Source organism: Terrabacter sp. P2_E3 (assembly GCF_056403915.1).
In genome coordinates this window covers 86,112-103,608 of record NZ_JBFUEN010000006.1, presented here as the reverse complement: position 1 = coordinate 103,608, position 17,497 = coordinate 86,112, and the positions used below count along the sequence as shown (strand labels likewise).

Sequence of the window (17,497 nt, the reverse complement as noted above, 5' to 3'; positions counted from 1 at the left end):
TAGCCGCTTCTGAGACGGCCACCACAGGTGACCTGGGTCACGGGATAGCGTCAACGCGTGCGACGGACGACGGCGGGTCTCGGCTGCTGGCTCGTCCAGCCGGTCTACCTGCTCGTCGAGCTCCTCGTCGCCGCCGGCGCCTCGGCGGCCTACAGCCTGCGCGACGACACGATCAGCGCGCTCGGGATGCTGACGTGCGCGCCCGGTCACGCGGGGTCGACGGTCGACGTCTGCTCCTCGGGCCATGCCGCGCTCGACGTGGCGTTCGTCGTCTTCGGCCTCTTGCGGGCAGCGGGCGCCGTGCTGCTGCGACCGCGTCTCGGCGCCGGGGGATGGGCGCTCGCCGCCGTCTGGCTGTGGGTCGCGTCCGCGCTCTTCGCTGCTGCCGTCGGGCTCGTGCCCGTCGACCAGCACCCCGGGTGGCACGGGGTCGTGGCGCTTCCCGTCTTCGTCCTCCAGCCGCTCGCCGTCCTCGTCACGGCCGAGGCGCTGCGGAGGTCACACGCCGTGTCACGGGGCGTCGCCGTTTCGGGTCTCGTGCTCGGCGGTCTCATGGTGGCCTCGGCTGCGGCGTTCGGGCTGCGTCTCGGGGACCCGACGTGGGTCGGTGTCCTCGAGCGCCTCGCCCTGTGGCCGACCTACCCGTGGCTGGCCGCCGTCGCCTGGGCGCTGCTCGGCGCCAGGAGGTCGGAGACGGTCGCGAAGGTGTAGCCGTCGACGCGGAGCCTGCGGATGATCGCTGCGAGCCGGTCGATGGTGATGAGCCGGTCGTCCGAGCCCGTGTCGTGGGCGAGGATGATCGAGCCGGGACGCACCTGCGACGCGATGTCCTCGACGATGCCGTCCGGGTGGCTGGCCACGAGGTCCTCGCGTGCCTGGGCCGACCACAGGACCGTCGTGAGGGTCGACTCGGCGGCCGCGAGGAGCGACGCCCCTCCGACGTGCCCGTAGGGCGGCCGGAAGAGCGTCGGCGCCACGCCGTACGTCTGCTTCATGAGCCGGGTCGTCCTCGTGATCTCGTCCGTGCACCGGGACCAGTCGAGCCGACCGAGGTCGGGGTGCTCGAAGGTGTGGTTCGCGAGCTCGTGCCGGCCGACGCTGTCGCGGTGCAGCGCGCCGTGGTCGCGCACGTTGCGCCCGAGGCAGAAGAACGTGGCCGGCACGTCCTCCGCCTCGAGCGCGGCCAGCACCCGTGGGGTCCAGTCGGGGTGCGGACCGTCGTCGAAGGTCAGCGCGACGCGGCGCTGATCGCCCGCACCCGCCCAGACGACCGAGGTGGCTGCCGCCGAGGGGGTGGATCGGTCGGGACGGACGGCGCTGACCGGGCTGCCGTAGAAGGGCAGCGGGGTGTTCTCGTCGAGCCGCTCCACGACTCGCACCGCCCCGACGGCCCCGGCGGCTCCGACGGCTGCACCGGCTGCCGCGGTCAGGGCCTGACGGCGTGTGACCTCCATGTCAGCCGATGCTAGGGCAGCCCGCCACGATCCTCGGGCGAGTCGGCACCACGCGTGCCACACTGGCGCCCGGTCGACGGGGAGGTCGACCGCGGGTCGAGGGAGGTGGACGTGCGGCGTGCCGTGGTGGGCGCTCTGGCTGCGGTCGTGATGGCCGGTGCCGGACTCGTCCCGCTGCTCGTCGCCGACGACCCGCTGCCGGTCCTGCGCAACGGCGCGGGCTGGCGCGCGACGTCCGTCCTCGCGCCTGCCGCGCTCGGCGACCGGCTCGTGGAGCCGCTGGCCGAAGCCCTCTGGCTCGTCGACGGCACGGTCCCCGCGGCCGGCGCGCGCACACGCGTCGCGGCCCAGGCGCTCCAGGACCTGCACGCCCTGACCCGACCGAACGGGGCCGTCGCGGCCGGCCCTGACGCCCCCTGGGCGTACGCGTGGCCACGGGACTCCGCCTTCGTCGCCGTCGCGTACGCCGAGACCGGGCACGTGGCCGATGCCGAGCGCGTCCTGGGCTTCCTCGCACGCGTCCAACGGCCCGACGGCGGCTTCGAGGCGCGCTACCGGCTGGACGGAACCGGTCCGCCGGACGACCGTCCTCGCCAGAGCGACGGCGCCGGGTGGGTGCTCTGGTCCCTAGAGCAGGTCAGGGTGGCGAGCCCCGGTCGGGTCCTGCCCGCTGGGCTGCGCGGACTGCGCGACCGGTCCTTCCGTTTCGTCCTGGCGCAGACAGCGGCGGGCACCCGCCTGCCCGAGGCGTCACCCGACTACTGGGAGGTGCCGGAGCGGCGGGTCACCCTCGGCACGGCGGCTCCGCTCGCCGCCGGGCTCGAGGCCGCGGCCGGGACCTTCGCGGCCGAGGCTGACACCGGGCGGGTGGACCTGGCCAGGCGGGCGGCTCGCGGGCTGCGGTCCCTGATCCGTGCGGAGTTCGGCCCCGCGTACGAGCGGCACGGGCGGTCCGGAGGGCTCGATGCGGGCGTCACCATGCTGATGCCACCCTTCGCTGCAGTGGGCGACGTGGCCGCGGAGCGTGCCTGGGAGCACTACCCGGTGCTGGCCCTGCGTGCCGGGGGTGGCCTCGCCCCCGGTGTCGAGTGGAAGGGCGACGGCGTCTCGTGGACGCCGGAGACCGCCATGGTCGCCTACACCGCGGCAGCCTCCGGACACCCTCTCGTCGCCGAGCGCTGGCTCACCTGGCTCGACGGGCACTGCACGTCGTGGGGGAGCCTGCCGGAGAAGGTCCTGCCGGACGGGAGCCCCGCAGGACCGGCGCCGCTCGCCTGGACCGCCGCCCTCGTCGTCCTCACCGAGGTCGAGCTGGCGGCGCAGCGATCGGGTGTGGACGCGACGTCAGTGTCCGGCGCGGGCTGACGGCTCGACGAGCTCGACGAGGACACCGCCCGCGTCCTTGGGGTGGATGAAGTTGACGCGGCTGTCGCTCGTGCCGCGCTTCGGGGTGTCGTAGAGCAGCCGGAGGCCGCGCTCGCGGAGCGTCGCGCACACGGCGTCGATGTCGGTGACGCGGTAGGCGAGCTGCTGGATGCCGGGGCCGCTGCGGCCCAAGAACTTCGCGATCGTCGACTCGGGAGAGAGCGGCGCGAGCAGCTGGATGCACGAGCCGGAGTCACCGACGCCCATCATCGCCTCGCGGACTCCCTGCTCCGCGTTCGTCTCCTCGTGGAGCATCCGCATCCCGTACGTCCCCTCGTAGAACGCGATGGCCGCGTCGAGGTCGGGGACCGCGATGCCGACGTGGTCGATGTGGGTGAAGAGGGGGTCGGGAGTCGCGCTCATGGTCCCAACGTAGGGCGGCGTGACGGCATACGGCTGCTGTATGCCGTGTGCGCTTGGTCATGCTCGTCGAGGGCCCTCGCGGGGTCGCGACTAGAGTTGACGGCGACATCCCCAATGACGTCGGAAGAGGCTTCACCCATGACTGCTGACCGTCCCACCTCCGTGATCGTCGCGGGCGCCCGCACCCCCATGGGTCGGCTGCTCGGCTCGCTCAAGGACTTCTCCGGGTCCGACCTCGGTGGCGTCGCCATCAAGGGGGCCCTCGAGAAGGCGGGCGTCGCCCCGGAGCAGGTCGACTACGTCATCATGGGCCAGGTGCTGCAGGCCGGCGCCGGCCAGATCCCGGCCCGCCAGGCCGCGCACGCCGCCGGCATCCCGATGACCGTCCCGGCCCTGACCATCAACAAGGTCTGCCTCTCCGGCATCAACGCCATCGCCATGGCCGACCAGCTCATCCGCGCCGGCGAGTGCGACGTCGTCGTCGCCGGTGGCCAGGAGTCGATGACCAACGCGCCGCACCTCATGACGAAGTCGCGCGAGGGCTACAAGTACGGCGACGTCACGATGCGCGACCACATGGCCTTCGACGGCCTCTGGGACGCCTTCACCGACCAGGCCATGGGTCTGCTCACCGAGCAGGCCAACACGGGCGAGCAGGCCTTCACCCGCGAGGAGCAGGACGAGTTCTCGGCGCGCAGCCACCAGCTCGCGGCCAAGGCGTGGAAGGACGGCCTCTTCGACGACGAGGTCGTCCCGGTGAGCATCCCGCAGCGCAAGGGCGACCCGGTCGTCTTCAAGAACGACGAGGGCATCCGCGCCGACACGACGACCGCGTCGCTCGGCGGCCTGCGCCCGGCCTTCAGCAAGGACGGCACGATCACGGCCGGCTCGGCGTCGCAGATCTCCGACGGTGCCGCCGCGGTCGTCGTCATGAGCAAGGCGAAGGCCGAGGAGCTCGGACTCACGTGGCTCGCCGAGATCGGCGCGCACGGCATGGTTGCCGGGCCCGACTCGACGCTCCAGCAGCAGCCCGCTCGCGCCATCGCCCGGGCCTGCGAGAAGGAGGGCATCACGCCCGCCGACCTCGACCTCGTCGAGATCAACGAGGCCTTCGCGGCCGTCGGACTCGCGTCGGCCAAGGAGCTCGGCATCGACGTCGACAAGGTCAACGTCAACGGCGGCGCCATCGCCCTCGGCCACCCGATCGGCATGTCAGGTGCCCGCATCGCCCTTCACCTCGCGCTCGAGCTGAAGCGTCGCGGCGGCGGTGTCGGCGCGGCTGCCCTCTGCGGCGGCGGCGGCCAGGGCGACGCCCTCATCGTCCGCGTGCCCGCGACCGCCTGATCGCCCGGGTCCTGCACCGCGTGGCGCGCCGATCCGTCGACGTCCCCGCCCTGGTCGAGTCGGCCAGGGCGGGTTCGCCGCGCGCCGTCGCCCGCCTCATCTCCCTCGTCGAGGACGGGCACGAGTCCCTCCGCGAGGTGATGGCGGCGCTCGCGCCGCATGCCGGCAACGCCTGGGTCATCGGTCTCACCGGCTCGCCGGGCGTCGGCAAGTCGACGACGACGACCGCGCTCGTCGGCGCCTTCCGCGAGCGGGGCCTGCGCGTCGGCGTGCTCGCGGTCGACCCGAGCTCGCCGTTCTCGGGCGGGGCGCTGCTCGGCGACCGCGTCCGCATGCAGGACCACGCCCTCGACCCCGACGTCTACATCCGCTCGATGGCCTCGCGCGGCCATCTCGGCGGACTGTCGTTCACGACGCCGCAGGCCATCCGGGTGCTCGACGCGGCCGGGTGCGACGTCGTGCTCGTGGAGACCGTCGGGGTGGGGCAGTCCGAGGTCGAGATCGCCGGGCTCGCCGACACGTCGGTCGTCCTGCTCGCGCCCGGCATGGGCGACGGCATCCAGGCCGCCAAGGCCGGCATCCTCGAGATCGGCGACGTCTTCGTCGTCAACAAGGCCGATCGCGACGGCGCCGACGCGACGGTCCGCGACCTGCGCCACATGATCTCGCTCGGCGACCGCACCGAGCCGGGTCTGTGGCGGCCTCCGGTCGTGAAAACCGTTGCGGCACAGAAGGTCGGCATCGACGAGGTGATGGAGGCGCTCGACAAGCACCGGGCGTTCGTCGAGGAGAACGGCGAGCTGGCACGGCGCCGCGAGCGTCGCGTCGCCGACGAGATCGAGACCATCGCGCTGACGACCCTGCGCGCCCGGCTCGGGCACGTCGGTGGTCACGAGGGCGTCGCCGCGCTGGCCCGTGACGTCATCGCCGGGCGCACCGACCCGTATGCCGCCGCCGACCGTCTCGTCGAGCAGCTCGGCTCCTGACCGGCGGGTTCGGGCTGACTGGCTCACCGCGACACCTGAAGCCAGGTGGCGCGGTGAGGCCCGCGGTCAGTGCCGGAGAGCTGCGCGGAGCTGATGTGTCGCGGGGGACCGCTCGCAAGGCCCGCGTTGGCGCGGAGGGAGCGGGCGGCATGCGGACGCGGGGGAGGCCTGCATGCGGCCGCGGCGAGCGCGCGGCGGACGTAAATGGATGGCGCCGAGGACGCGGCGGTGTCACCGTCGAGGCATGGACATCATCCCGCTCGACCATGACGACGACGTCATGCTCAAGGAGCTCTTCGGCGTGGCCACGCGCAGCGAGTCCGTCTCGCGTGTGCAGCCGATCCAGCGCACCGAGGACGAGTTCCTCAAGATGGTGCGCTTCTCGTTCCCCGGCGAGCGCGAGGAGAGCGTGGTCGCGGTCGTCGACGGCTCACCCGTCGGCTGGGCCCGCGTGTTCTTCCCCGAACGCGACAACCTGGACAAGTGCTGGTCGCACCTCGAGGTCGACCCGCAGCACCGCGGGCAGGGCGTGGGGACCGCCCTCGTCGACTGGATGGAGCAGCAGGCCCGGGCGGCAGGCCGGGACATGCTCCTGACCGAGGTCTTCGTGCCGGTGGGCGACCGCGAGTCGCACGCCGACCGCGAGTTCGCCCTCCGCCGTGGCTTCACGGTGTCGAGCATCGAGATCGTGCGCTCGCTCCCGCTCCCGGTCGCGGACGACGTCATGGCCGAGCACGAGCGTCGCGCCGCCGAGGCGATGGGCGACCTCTACGAGCTGACCGTCCACGTCGACGGCGTGCCGGACGAGCTGCGTCAGGGCGTCTGCGACGCGTCGAACCGGCTCATCCTCGACGCCCCCACGGGCGACGTCGAGTTCGAGCCCGAGTCGATGACCGTCGATGACTACGAGACGCTGCTCCAGCACCTGCGCGACACCGGTCGCACGATGGTCACGGCGGTCGCCGTGCACCGCGAGTCCGGCGTCGTCGCGGCCTACACCGACCTCTCCATCCCGACCGGGGACCCGCACGTCGTCTTCCAGTGGGGCACCCTCGTGCTGCCCGAGCACCGCGGCCACCGGCTCGGCATGGCCGTCAAGGTCGCGAACCTCGAGGAGCTGGCCCGCCTTGCGCCAGAACGGCGTTCGGTCCAGACGATGAACGACGAGCAGAACCCCTGGATGGTCCAGATCAACAAGGACCTGGGCTTCGCCATCATCGAGGAAGCACTGACGATGAGGAAGGCCTTCTAGGCCGAGCGGCTCGGTGGGGTGCTCGCGCGACGACGGCGGGGGCGGCATACGGTGAGGTCATGCTGATCGCCTTCTCCGTCGCCCCCACCGTCGCGGCCGACGACACCGGATCCGTGTCCGACGCCGTCGCCCGAGCCATCCGCGTCGTGCGCGACTCCGGTCTGCCGCACCGCACCGACGCGATGTTCACGACGATCGAAGGGGAGTGGGACGAGTGCATGGCTGTCGTCAAGCAGTGCTGCGACGTGCTGGCGGAGACCTCGCCGCGTGTCGGGCTCGTGCTCAAGGCCGACATCCGTCCCGGCTGGACGGGCGAGCTCGACGGCAAGCTCGAGCGGCTCGAGGATGCGCTCGGCCGTCAGCAGGATGACTGAGGGCGACTGGGCCCTGCGCCCGCTCGCACCCGAGGACTGCGACGAGCTGGGCCGGGTGCACATGGCCATCTGGCGCGACGCGTACGCCGACCTCATGCCGGCCGACTACCTCGCCGGGCTGAGTGACGAGCGCTGCGCGGACCGCTGGCGTGAGCGGGTCGCCCTGCCGCCGGACGCGCCCCAGCGCACCCTCGTGGTCGTCGATTCTGACGGCCGGCTCGCGGGTTTCGGCAGCGCCGGCCCCAGTCGCGACGAGGACGCACCCTCCGAGTGGGAGCTGTATGCCGTCAACCTCGCCCCGCACGCCCGTGGCACGGGCGTTGCCGACCGGCTCGTCGACGAGCTCCTCGGCGACCGCGACGCGACCTTGTGGGTCATCGAGGGCAACGCGAGGGCCAGGGCCTTCTACACGCGGCGCGGGTTCGTCGACGAGGGTGGGCGCGAGCTGCACCCGCCGACCGGCACCCCGGAGATGCGGATGGTCCGCCGCCTCGCCTGACGCGCGCAGGACAATCTGCGCATAACGGGCATAAGTCGCCGACCGTCGAGCGTGACCGGTCTGACATCGGCTCGTGTCGCTGCACGAACTGCGTCAGGAGTGTCCGCAAATGTCCTCGGCGAGCCGTTCCCGCGGATTGGGGATGCAGCACGGTCCGTGCGTATCGTGGGTCGCGGCCGAACGCGCTCGGCCTGTCCCCCWGCGTCACCGAAAGGCTTTTCCATGCCCCGCACCGCGACTCGTCGACGTGCTCTTGCCGCCGCGCTCGCCTGCGCTGCCATGCTCTCCGCCTGCACCGGCAACTCCGACGACGGCACCGCCGGGACCGGCGGCTCGGCGACCCCTGTGGTCGCGGCCGATGCCGCCGACACGACCGCCGCCTCCGCCGTCGGTGCCGCAGCGACGTCCTCGCTCGACGCCTCGGCCGCCGGCGCGGCTGCTCGCAGCAAGGCCTTCGTCGGGGCCGCCCTGCAGTCGGCGAACGCGTATGCCAAGACGCTGCCCGGGCGCACCGCCGCGGAGAAGGCCGACGCCGAGCTCGCCACGACCGGCGTCAAGGTGCTCGCGCTGTCCCGCGCCGGAGACGCCCCGGCGCAGATCCTCGCGCAGACGACGCTGAAGAAGACCGGTGCGGCCGTCCTCGTGCTGCTCGTCGGTGGCCAGTCCGGTGCGCCGTTCAAGGCGGCCGCCGTCACCCCGATGCTCCCGGACGCCAAGCTCGACGCCCTCGACCCGACGACCGACGGCTCTGCCGCCGTCGCCGACGGCAAGGGCCTGAGCGCCAAGCCGGACGACGTCGTCTCGGCGTTCGCCGCATCGGTGAAGTACCCCGACCCGACGGCGACCAAGGTGCTGGCCGACGACCCGCTCTCGGAGCAGCTGCGCCAGTCGGCCCGCGCGCAGTCGCAGGCCCTCAACAACCAGGGTGCCTTCACCCAGGAGCACGAGCCCAAGGGCGTCATCGGTGGCCTGCGCCTCAAGGACGGCAACGGCGCCATCGTCTTCGCCCACCTCGTGCGCAACGACGCCATCGCCATGCGGACCCCCGTCAAGCTCACCCCGGCGAAGGACCTGACGCTCCTGACCGGCATCAAGCAGATCACGACCGAGGCCAACCTCACCTCCAACGAGATCGTCGCCATCGTCATCCCTGCGTCCGGACAGGCGCGCATCGTCGCCGCTTCGGACCAGCTCGTCGCCGGCTCGGGTCGGTGAGGCAGGATTGATCTATGAGTCACCAGCCATTCACCGCAGCAGCACTTCGCGGTGCCGTCGACCTGTCATCGCTCAAGCGTCCGGCCCAGCCGGCTGGCCCCGCATCCGGCGCGGCCTCCACCTCCGCGGACGGTGCTGGCCTCGTCATCGAGGGCACTGACGCCACGATCCGTGACGTCATCGCGGCGTCCGACCGGCACCCCGTCGTCATGGTGCTGTGGTCGCCGCGGCTCCAGGAGTCGGCCGACTTCGTCACGACCCTCGGTGCGGTGGCCCGCCGCTACGCGGGCCGCTTCCAGCTCGTCACCGTCGACGTCGACGCGAACCCCACGATCCTGCAGGCCTTCCAGGTCCAGGCCGTGCCGGTTAGCTTCGCCTTCGTGCAGAGCCAACCCGTGCCGCTGTTCGAGGGCGCGCAGCCCGAGGCCCAGGTCACGGCCGTCATCGACCAGGTGCTCCAGCTCGCGGCGCAGCACGGGGTCACCGGCACCGTCACGGTCGGGGACGAGGCCGAGGCACCGGCCGACGAGGCCGAGCAGGAGCAGCCGCTGCCGCCACTGCACCAGAAGGCCTTCGACGCCATCGAGGCGGGCGACCTCGACGGGGCCGCCTCGGCCTACCGCGAGGCCCTCGCGCAGAGCCCTGCCGACACCGACGCCAAGCTCGGACTCGCCCAGGTCGGGCTCATGCAGCGCACCCAGGGGGCCGATCTCCAGGCCGCCCGGGCCGCTGCGGCCGCCGCGCCGACCGACGTCGACGCGCAGATCCTCGTCGCCGACCTCGACCTGCTCGGAGGTCATGTCGAGGACGCCTTCATGCGGCTCATCGACACGGTTCGCGTCACGGCAGACGCCGACCGCAACACGGCGCGTGAGCACCTCGTCGAGCTCTTCGAGGTCATCGGCGTCACCGACGAGCGCGTCGCGAAGGCACGCAAGTCCCTCATGAGCGCCCTGTTCTGAGGCTCTGACACGAAGCGGGCCATCCTCCACGTCGGAGGGTGGCCCGCTGTGCTGTGTGGGTGCCGTCGCGTGCCCGGCGGTGTCAGGTGGCCGACGTGGCGACGAGCGCGTCGGCCAGCCGTGTGACGACGTCGTCGGCCGTGGCACCGACCGAGTCCGTGCCGTCGACCCACAGGCCCCAGTGCGGCGTGGCGGGGTCGGCGCCGTCACGGACGACGACCACGTGGATCGGCTCGGGCTCGACGAGGTCGAGGAAGTCCTCGAGCCGGTCACCGAGCGCGTCCTCGGCGACGACCGCGTCGAGGCCCTCGAGCTGGTAGGTCTCGGCCACGGCCAGGGCCGCTGACCAGCGCAGCAGCCGCCTCTGCAGCTGTTCCGACGTCGGCGGCTCGTCCCACCCGGGGACGGCGCCGCTCGTGACGGCCGCCTCGAGTGCCGCACCGTCGACGACGACGGCCCGTTGGAGACGAGCAGCCACGGCCGACGCGAGGGCGGCCCGAGCGTCGGCGCGGGCCGCCGTCACGAGCACCAGACGGCCCCGCGGACCAGACTCGTCGAGCTCGCTCATCCGCCGAGGGCCGCCGACACGACGTCCTTGGCCTCGGCCTGCACCCGGGCGAGGTGCTCGGCGCCCTGGAAGGACTCGGCGTAGATCTTGTAGACGTCCTCGGTGCCCGACGGGCGCGCGGCGAACCACGCGCTCTCGGTCGTCACCTTGAGACCGCCGATCTTGGCGCCGTTGCCCGGGGCCTCGGTCAGCTTGCCTGTGATCGGCTCTCCCGCAAGGGTCTCCGCCGTCACGTCGCTGGGGGAGAGGGCCCCGAGCTTGGCCTTCTCCTCACGCGACGCCGCCGCGTCGATGCGGGCGTATGCCGGGTCGCCGTGTCGCGCTGTCAGCTCGGCGTAGTGCTGGCTGGGCGTCCTGCCGGTCGCGGCGAGGATCTCGGACGCCAGGAGGGCGAGCAGGATGCCGTCCTTGTCGGTCGACCAGACCGTGCCGTCCTGGCGCAGGAAGCTCGCTCCGGCGGACTCCTCCCCGCCGAACCCGACCGAGCCGTCGAGCAGCCCGGGCACGAACCACTTGAAGCCCACGGGGACCTCGAGGAGCGTGCGACCGAGGTCGGAGGCGACGCGGTCGATCATCGAGGAGGACACGAGGGTCTTGCCGATGGCGGTCGTCGCGGGCCAACCCGGTCGGGCCCCGCCGTAGAGGTACTGGATGGCCACGGCGAGGTAGTGGTTGGGGTTCATCAGGCCGGTGTCGGGCGTGACGATGCCGTGCCGGTCGGCGTCGGCGTCGTTGCCCGTCGAGATGTCGTAGGCGTCCTTGGCGTGGATGAGCGAGGCCATCGCGGACGGCGAGCTGCAGTCCATCCGGATCTTGCCGTCCCAGTCGAGGGTCATGAAGGCCCACTGCGGGTCGACGCGCGGGTTGACGACGGTGAGGTCGAGCCCGTGCCGTTCACCGATCTCGCCCCAGTAGGCGACGGACGCGCCACCCAGCGGGTCGGCTCCGATGCGCACGCCGGCCTCGCGGACCCGGGCGAGGTCGACGACGTTCGGCAGGTCGTCGACGTAGGTGCCCATGAAGTCGTAGGAACCGGCCTCGCCGCGGGCCTGCTCGAAGGCCACGCGGCGGACCTCGCGCAGCCCACCGCGGATGAGGTCGTTGGCGCGCTCGGCGATGACCGACGTCGCGTCGGTGTCGGCCGGGCCGCCGTGCGGCGGGTTGTACTTGAAGCCGCCGTCGGCCGGCGGGTTGTGCGACGGCGTGACGACGATGCCGTCGGCCAGTCCGCTGGCGCCCGAGGCCTTGCCGCGGTTGGCGCGGAGGATGGCGTGCGAGACGGCCGGGGTCGGGGTGAACCCGTCGCGGTCGTCGACGAGCACCTGCACACCGTTGGCCACGAGCACCTCGAGCGCCGAGCGCCAGGCGGGCTCGGACAGCGCATGCGTGTCGCGGCCGATGAAGAGCGGCCCGTCGAAACCCTGCGAGACGCGGTAGTCGACGATGGCCTGCGTCGTGGCGAGGATGTGGTCCTCGTTGAACGCCGTGCGCAGGCTCGACCCGCGGTGTCCCGACGTGCCGAACGCGACCTGCTGGTCGGGGTCGTCGACGTCGGGGTGCCGGTCGTAGTAGGCCCCGACGAGGGCGTCGACGTCGACGAGGTCCTCGGCCTGTGCGGGCTGACCGGCGCGCGGGTGGGTCATGAGGGGTCTCCGTTCGGGGTCGGGTCGGCGTCGCTGCTCGCGAGGGTCCCGGACACGACGGCCGGGACGGAGGGCTCGTCGACGGGGACGAGCCAGACGGTCGACAGGCGCGGGACGGTGAGGTCGGCGGCATACGGCTGCTGGTGCCAGGCCTCCTCGCGCGCCTCGACGACGGTGCCGGTGCTGCTCGGGGCGTCGGGGTGGTAGCCGGCCGTGTCGAGGACGACCGTCCACCGCCCGCCGCGCGGCAGCCCGATGCGGTAGGACTGCTGCGTCTCGCCGCTGAAGTTCATGACGCACGCCACGACCGGGGCGTCGGTCGCCCGGTCGCCCGTGCCGAAGCGCAGCCACGAGAACGTGTTGTGGGCTGCGTCGTCGGCCTCGAGCCACTCGAAGCCCGAGCGGTCGGAGTCGAGCTCCCACAGCGCCCGGTTGCCGCGGTAGATGCCGTTGAGGTCCTTGACGAGGTTGTGCACGCGGTAGTGCAGCGGCTGCTCGAGCAACCACCAGTCGAGGCTGCGGCCCTCGGACCACTCGGACTCCTGGCCGAACTCGCAGCCCATGAAGAGCAGCTGCTTGCCGGGGTGGCACCAGAGGTAGGCGAGGAAGGCGCGAAGGGTCGCGACCTGCTCCTCGCGCGGGCCCCGCGACTTGCGCAGCAGCGAGCCCTTGCCGTGGACGACCTCGTCGTGGCTGATCGGCAGCACGAAGTTCTCGTCGAAGGCGTACATCAGGGAGAAGGTGAGCTTGCCGTGGTGGTAGCTCCGGTAGATCGGCTCCTCGCCGAGGTACTTCAGCGAGTCGTTCATCCAGCCCATGTTCCACTTGAAGCCGAAGCCGAGACCGCCCTCGTTGGTCGGCTTCGTGACGCCCGGCCACGTCGTCGACTCCTCGGCGATCGTGACGATCCCGCCGACCCGCTTGTAGGCGGTGCCGTTCGTCTCCTTGAGCAGCTCGACGGCCTCGAGGTTCTCGCGGCCGCCGTCCTTGTTGGGCACCCAGGCCCCGGCGTCGCGGGCGTAGTCGAGGTAGAGCATCGAGGCCACGCCGTCGACGCGGAGGCCGTCGAGGTGGAACTCCTCGAGCCAGTAGATGGCGTTGGCGACGAGGAAGTTGCGCACCTCGGGCCGGCCGTAGTCGAAGATGTTGGAGCCCCACTCGGGGTGCCAGCCCTTGCGGGGGTCCGGGTGCTCGTAGAGCGGCAGGCCGTCGAAGCGGGCGAGGGCCCACTCGTCGGTGGCGAAGTGCCCGGGCACCCAGTCGAGCAGGACGCCGATGCCGGCACGGTGCAGCTCGTCGACGAGGAAGCGGAAGTCGTCGGGCCGGCCCCAGCGCGAGCTCGGGGCGTAGTAGCCGGTCACGTGGTAGCCCCACGACGGGACGTACGGGTGCTCCATGACGGGCAGGAACTCGACGTGCGTGAAGCCGAGGTCGCGCACGTAGTTGACGAGGTGCTCGGCCAGACCGCGGTAGCCGAGCTCCTGGCGCCACGAGCCGAGGTGGACCTCGTAGATGCTCATCGGTCCCTGGTGGGCGTTGCTCGTGCGGCGGCGCTCCATCCAGTCGTCGTCGCGCCAGTCGTAGTGGGTCTCGGTGACGATGGCGGCCTGCTTGGGCGCGACCTCCGTCATCCGCGCCATCGGGTCGCTCTTGAGCCGGACGAGCTCGTCGGGGCCGCGCACGGCGAACTGGTAGTTCATCCCCTCCTGGGCGCCGGGCAGGAAGAGCTCCCAGATGCCGCTCTCGCCGAGCGCCCGCATCGGGTGCGAGCGGCGGTCCCAGTCGTTGAAGTCGCCGATGACGTGGACGGCCTTGGCGCGCGGCGCCCACACCGCGAACGACACGCCCCAGACGTCGCCGAGCGGGCCGGGGTAGTGGCGCACGTGCGCGCCGAGGACGGTCCACAGCTGCTCGTGGCGGCCCTCGTTGATGAGGTGGCGGTCGATCTCGCCGAGGGTCGGGGCGAAGCGGTAGGGGTCGTCCTGCTCGTGCTCCACGCCGTCGCCGTACTCGACGAGGAGGCGGTAGTCGTGGGTCGTGCCGAAGTCGGGCGAGGTCATCGACCAGATGCCGTCACGGACGTGCTGCAGCTCGACCCGCTCGCCCGAGTCGAGACGGGCGCCGACCCGTGTCGCGAACGGGCGGTAGGCGGTGATCGTCAGGCCGCCGGGCCCGACGTGGTGGCCGAGCAGGTCGTGCGGCTGGCCGTTGCGGCCCTGGAGGAAGGCCGTGATGGCGGCGTCGTCGAGGGAGGGACCGTGGGCGGTCTCGGTGGTCATGGCGTGCCTTCCTCGGTGGTGAGTCGCTCGACGGCGCCGAGCGGGATCGGCAGCCACGAGGGCCGGTTGCGGGCCTCGTAGACGACCTCGTAGAGCGCCTTGTCGAGCTCGAGCGCGCGGGTCAGTGCCTGCGCGTCGGCGTCGGGCGCCCCTGCGACGGAGGCGTACCCGTCGAGGAAGGCGGCCCGGCAGGCCGCCGCCCAGGCGGTCGCGTCGACCGGTGACTCGGCCAGCGCCACCGAGCCCGCGGCGTAGTCGAAGGAGCGGAGCATGCCTGCGACGTCACGCGCCGTGAGGTCGGGGAGTACGCGTTCGGCGAGCGGGCGCAGGGGCTCGCCCTCGAAGTCGAGGGCCACCCACCCGCGCTCGGGCACGTCGAGGACCTGGCCGAGGTGGTAGTCGCCGTGGATCCGCTGCAGCGACGGCCAGTGCACGTCGCGCACGGACGCGACGACGCGCCCGACGGCGGCCGAGCGGGAGGCGAGGTCGGGCACGAGGGCCACGGCGGCGGCATACCGCTGGCGCATCGACGCGACGACGGCCTCGCGCGCCTCGGGCGTCACCTCGTGCGTGCCGAGAGCGTGCGCGAGCGCCGTGTGGATCTGGGCGGTGACGACGCCGAGGTCACGGGCCCGGTCGGTGAAGTCCGTGCCCGACGCGGCGGCGACGAGTGCGACCCGCCACGCGTCCTCGACCCCGGGGATGAACTCCTGCGCGAAGGCGAGGTGCCCGTGCATCGTCGTGCCACCGGTCGGGGCGTCCCAGGCACCCGACAGGTGGCCGATGGCCATCGGCACACGGTCGGAGCCCTCCTCCGTCAGGGCGGACTGCACGACGACGTCGGGGTTGTCGCCGTCCTGGAGGGTGCGGAAGACCTTGACGATGACCGGCTCGGCCGGGCCGCCGTCAGGAGCGGTCATGCGGCAGATGACCGACGTGTTGGACTGCTCGCCGCTGAGCACCGTCGACGACGACACCGAGCCGTCGGCGTGGCCGGTCGAGGAGCCGGTGGCGAGCGCGTTGCTGCCGACCGAGGCCTGCGCCTCGTCGGAGGCGCCGCCGCCGAGGATCGTCGCCATGAGCTGGCTGACGTAGACCGGGTCGTGCGGTCCGTCGTAGACCCACCGTGTGCCGAGGACGCTGTGCTCCATCGTGCCGAGCAGCGCGTGCTCGGCGCCCTCCAGAGGGGCCGAACGGTAGGTGAGGGGCACCTGGTAGACGACGGCCGGGGCCACGGCCTCGTCGGCGAGGAGCAGCGTCTCGCAGCCCACCTCGCCCTCGGGGTCCTCGAAGCGGAACCCGCCGACGCGGCGCAGCTGCGGGACGTGGCCCTTGCCGTGGTACCACCGCTGGTGCGGCATCCACTCGGTGACCATCTCGGTCTTGGTCGGCACGATCGACGCGCCCTTGTGCACGATGGCCATCAGCCGCGGTCCTCCCCGCCCCGCACGCGGAGCCAGAAGAAGTCGCGCGAGCCGAGCGTCAGGGTGACCCGTCCGTCGCTCGCCACCCACGGGAAGCCGCTGCCGCCGAAGAGGTCGATGAGCTCGCGGCCGGCGAGCTCCTCCGGCAGCTGGATCGTCGCGGCCTGGGGGCGGCTCGAGAGGTTGTTGACGCAGAGCACGGCCTCGCCGGGCTCGTTGCCGTCGGCCTCCAGGGTGCGCGTGAACGCGAGGATGGACTCGTTGTCGGCCTCGACGACGGTGAAGTCGCCGAGCCCGAAGACCGGATGCCGTCCGCGGATCTGGAGCATCCCGCGCACCCAGTGCAGGAGCGAGGCCGAGGAGGCCATCTGCGCCTCGACGTTGATGTTGTTGTAGTGGTAGACGAGGCTGCTGATGACGGGCAGGTAGAGCTTGCCCGGGTCGACGCTCGAGAAGCCGGCGTTGCGGTCGGGGGTCCACTGCATCGGCGTGCGCACCGCGTCGCGGTCGGTGAGCCAGATGTTGTCGCCCATGCCGATCTCGTCGCCGTAGTAGAGGCACGGCGACCCCGGCAGCGAGAGGATCAGCGCGTGGATGAGCTCGATCTCGGGCCGTGAGTTGTCGAGCAGGGGAGCGAGCCGGCGGCGGATGCCGACGTTGGCACGCATCCGGGGGTCGGGGGCGTACCAGCCGTACATCGCGGCGCGCTCCTCGGGCGTCACCATCTCGAGCGTCAGCTCGTCGTGGTTGCGCAGGAACGTGCCCCACTGGGTGCCCGACGGGATGGCCGGCGTGTCCGCGAGCACGTCGATGATCGGGGCGGCGGTCTCCTCGCGGAGCGAGTAGTAGAGCCGGGGCATGACCGGGAAGTGGAAGCACATCTGGCACTCCGGCGCCTCCTCGGTGCCGAAGTAGTCGACGACCTCGGCGGGCGGCTGGTTGGCCTCCGCGAGCAGGATCCGGCCGGGGTACTCGGCGTCGACCATGGCGCGCAGCTTGGCGAGGAACTCGTGCGTCCTCGGGAGGTTCTCGCAGTTCGTGCCCTCCTCCTCGAAGAGGTAGGGGACCGCGTCGAGACGGAAGCCGTCGATCCCGAGGTCCATCCAGAAGCGCACGATGTCGAACATCGCCTCCTGCACGGCCTCGTTCTCGAAGTTGAGGTCGGGCTGGTGGCTGAAGAAGCGGTGCCAGAAGAACTGCCGCCGCACCGGGTCGAAGGTCCAGTTCGAGACCTCGGTGTCGACGAAGATGATGCGGGCGTCGTCGTAGCCGTCGTCGGTGTCGGACCAGACGTAGAAGTCGCCGTAGGGCCCGTCGGGCTCGGCACGGCTCGCCTGGAACCACGGGTGCTGGTCGCTCGTGTGGTTCATGACGAAGTCCGTGACGATGCGGATGCCGCGGGCGTGGGCCTGCGAGACGAGCTCGGTGAACTCCGGCAGCGTGCCGAACTCGGGCAGGACCGCCTTGTAGTCGGCGATGTCGTAGCCGCCGTCGCGCAGCGGAGACGCGTAGAAGGGCGGCAGCCAGAGGCAGTCGACCCCGAGCCACTGAAGGTAGTCGAGCCGGTTGATGAGACCGGTGAAGTCACCGGCGCCGGAGCCCTTCGAGTCGGCGAAGGCGCGGACGAGCACCTCGTAGAAGACCGCCTTCTTGAACCACTGCGGGTCGTGCTTGAGGCCGGGCTGGGACAGGTTGAGGCCCTGCATGCG

At 72.0% G+C, this 17,497-nt stretch carries 16 protein-coding genes; 9 read left to right on the top strand and 7 right to left on the bottom strand.

All coding sequences use genetic code 11. The annotated features are described in order from the left end of the window. The first annotated feature begins 57 nt into the window (after positions 1–57). Positions 58–711 (top strand): DUF998 domain-containing protein, encoded by a 654-nt coding sequence (locus tag AC1DW8_RS09515; protein WP_478093571.1) that lies wholly within the window; start codon positions 58–60, stop codon positions 709–711. Here AC1DW8_RS09515 and AC1DW8_RS09510 read toward each other — a convergent pair. After that, positions 639–1,454, bottom strand: coding sequence for a polysaccharide deacetylase family protein (locus tag AC1DW8_RS09510; RefSeq protein ID WP_478093569.1), 816 nt, complete (start codon positions 1,452–1,454; stop codon positions 639–641). The two genes, AC1DW8_RS09515 and AC1DW8_RS09510, sit on opposite strands and share 73 nt — an antisense overlap. Before the next feature lie 111 nt (positions 1,455–1,565). Between AC1DW8_RS09510 and AC1DW8_RS09505 the strand changes: the two genes are divergently transcribed. Beyond that, the gene (locus AC1DW8_RS09505) at positions 1,566–2,819 is read left to right on the top strand and encodes a glycoside hydrolase family 15 (protein WP_478093567.1); all 1,254 of its coding nucleotides are present in this window, start codon (positions 1,566–1,568) and stop codon (positions 2,817–2,819) included. Here AC1DW8_RS09505 and mce read toward each other — a convergent pair. After that, on the bottom strand, positions 2,799–3,242 hold the full coding sequence (mce, locus tag AC1DW8_RS09500; protein WP_478093566.1) for a methylmalonyl-CoA epimerase: 444 nt from the start codon (positions 3,240–3,242) through the stop codon (positions 2,799–2,801). The two genes, AC1DW8_RS09505 and mce, sit on opposite strands and share 21 nt — an antisense overlap. 138 nt (positions 3,243–3,380) lie before the next feature. Here mce and AC1DW8_RS09495 point away from each other — a divergent pair, with 138 nt between their 5' ends. From AC1DW8_RS09495 to AC1DW8_RS09465, 7 genes are all read left to right on the top strand, one after another. Beyond that, positions 3,381–4,586, top strand: coding sequence for an acetyl-CoA C-acetyltransferase (locus tag AC1DW8_RS09495; protein WP_056770408.1), 1,206 nt, complete (start codon positions 3,381–3,383; stop codon positions 4,584–4,586). Between the two features lie 20 nt (positions 4,587–4,606). Next, positions 4,607–5,572 carry a methylmalonyl Co-A mutase-associated GTPase MeaB gene (meaB, locus tag AC1DW8_RS09490; RefSeq protein WP_478093563.1) on the top strand — a complete coding sequence of 322 codons (966 nt, stop codon included), beginning with the start codon at positions 4,607–4,609 and terminating at the stop codon, positions 5,570–5,572. Positions 5,573–5,816: 244 nt separating this feature from the next. Next, on the top strand, positions 5,817–6,824 hold the full coding sequence (locus tag AC1DW8_RS09485; protein ID WP_478093561.1) for a GNAT family N-acetyltransferase: 1,008 nt from the start codon (positions 5,817–5,819) through the stop codon (positions 6,822–6,824). 59 nt (positions 6,825–6,883) lie between these two features. Beyond that, entirely contained in the window at positions 6,884–7,198 is a 315-nt protein-coding gene (locus tag AC1DW8_RS09480) for a thiamine-binding protein (protein WP_030195005.1), read from the top strand. Next, the gene (locus tag AC1DW8_RS09475; protein ID WP_056770393.1) at positions 7,191–7,697 is read left to right on the top strand and encodes a GNAT family N-acetyltransferase; all 507 of its coding nucleotides are present in this window, start codon (positions 7,191–7,193) and stop codon (positions 7,695–7,697) included. Before AC1DW8_RS09480 ends, AC1DW8_RS09475 begins: the two co-directional genes overlap by 8 nt. Before the next feature lie 222 nt (positions 7,698–7,919). After that, a complete protein-coding gene (locus AC1DW8_RS09470; protein WP_235508591.1) occupies positions 7,920–8,912 on the top strand; it encodes a DUF8094 domain-containing protein in 993 nt (330 codons plus the stop codon). 14 nt (positions 8,913–8,926) lie between these two features. Next, complete coding sequence (locus AC1DW8_RS09465) at positions 8,927–9,874, top strand: tetratricopeptide repeat protein (RefSeq protein WP_056770388.1); 948 nt, start codon at positions 8,927–8,929, stop codon at positions 9,872–9,874. Between the two features lie 82 nt (positions 9,875–9,956). On the opposite strand, the gene AC1DW8_RS09460 is transcribed toward AC1DW8_RS09465, so the two are convergent. From AC1DW8_RS09460 to treS, 5 genes are read right to left on the bottom strand one after another with little or no spacing between them, the layout of a single operon-like run. Further along, positions 9,957–10,442 (bottom strand): hypothetical protein, encoded by a 486-nt coding sequence (locus AC1DW8_RS09460; RefSeq protein ID WP_478093558.1) that lies wholly within the window; start codon positions 10,440–10,442, stop codon positions 9,957–9,959. Continuing rightward, positions 10,439–12,085 carry a phosphoglucomutase (alpha-D-glucose-1,6-bisphosphate-dependent) gene (pgm, locus tag AC1DW8_RS09455; RefSeq protein WP_478093556.1) on the bottom strand — a complete coding sequence of 549 codons (1,647 nt, stop codon included), beginning with the start codon at positions 12,083–12,085 and terminating at the stop codon, positions 10,439–10,441. Before pgm ends, AC1DW8_RS09460 begins: the two co-directional genes overlap by 4 nt. Then, positions 12,082–14,364 carry a 1,4-alpha-glucan branching protein GlgB gene (glgB, locus tag AC1DW8_RS09450; protein WP_056770381.1) on the bottom strand — a complete coding sequence of 761 codons (2,283 nt, stop codon included), beginning with the start codon at positions 14,362–14,364 and terminating at the stop codon, positions 12,082–12,084. Before glgB ends, pgm begins: the two co-directional genes overlap by 4 nt. Next, a complete protein-coding gene (locus AC1DW8_RS09445) occupies positions 14,361–15,788 on the bottom strand; it encodes a maltokinase N-terminal cap-like domain-containing protein (protein ID WP_478093553.1) in 1,428 nt (475 codons plus the stop codon). Before AC1DW8_RS09445 ends, glgB begins: the two co-directional genes overlap by 4 nt. Then, positions 15,788–17,494: a maltose alpha-D-glucosyltransferase gene (gene treS, locus AC1DW8_RS09440; RefSeq protein ID WP_056770373.1), complete on the bottom strand. Its 1,707-nt coding sequence runs from the start codon at positions 17,492–17,494 to the stop codon at positions 15,788–15,790. The genes AC1DW8_RS09445 and treS overlap by 1 nt, the downstream gene beginning before the upstream one ends. Positions 17,495–17,497: the final 3 nt, after the last annotated feature.

Excerpts from the sequence above, each read along its gene's own strand:
- AC1DW8_RS09510 (WP_478093569.1), bottom strand. The coding sequence starts at position 1,454 with ATGGAGGTCACACGCCGTCAGGCCCTGACCGCGGCAGCCGGTGCAGCC.
- mce (WP_478093566.1), bottom strand. The coding sequence starts at position 3,242 with ATGAGCGCGACTCCCGACCCCCTCTTCACCCACATCGACCACGTCGGC.
- AC1DW8_RS09495 (WP_056770408.1), top strand. The coding sequence starts at position 3,381 with ATGACTGCTGACCGTCCCACCTCCGTGATCGTCGCGGGCGCCCGCACC.
- AC1DW8_RS09485 (WP_478093561.1), top strand. The coding sequence starts at position 5,817 with ATGGACATCATCCCGCTCGACCATGACGACGACGTCATGCTCAAGGAG.
- AC1DW8_RS09480 (WP_030195005.1), top strand. The coding sequence starts at position 6,884 with ATGCTGATCGCCTTCTCCGTCGCCCCCACCGTCGCGGCCGACGACACC.
- AC1DW8_RS09475 (WP_056770393.1), top strand. The coding sequence starts at position 7,191 with ATGACTGAGGGCGACTGGGCCCTGCGCCCGCTCGCACCCGAGGACTGC.
- AC1DW8_RS09470 (WP_235508591.1), top strand. The coding sequence starts at position 7,920 with ATGCCCCGCACCGCGACTCGTCGACGTGCTCTTGCCGCCGCGCTCGCC.
- AC1DW8_RS09465 (WP_056770388.1), top strand. The coding sequence starts at position 8,927 with ATGAGTCACCAGCCATTCACCGCAGCAGCACTTCGCGGTGCCGTCGAC.
- AC1DW8_RS09460 (WP_478093558.1), bottom strand. The coding sequence starts at position 10,442 with ATGAGCGAGCTCGACGAGTCTGGTCCGCGGGGCCGTCTGGTGCTCGTG.
- pgm (WP_478093556.1), bottom strand. The coding sequence starts at position 12,085 with ATGACCCACCCGCGCGCCGGTCAGCCCGCACAGGCCGAGGACCTCGTC.
- glgB (WP_056770381.1), bottom strand. The coding sequence starts at position 14,364 with ATGACCACCGAGACCGCCCACGGTCCCTCCCTCGACGACGCCGCCATC.
- AC1DW8_RS09445 (WP_478093553.1), bottom strand. The coding sequence starts at position 15,788 with ATGGCCATCGTGCACAAGGGCGCGTCGATCGTGCCGACCAAGACCGAG.
- treS (WP_056770373.1), bottom strand. The coding sequence starts at position 17,494 with ATGCAGGGCCTCAACCTGTCCCAGCCCGGCCTCAAGCACGACCCGCAG.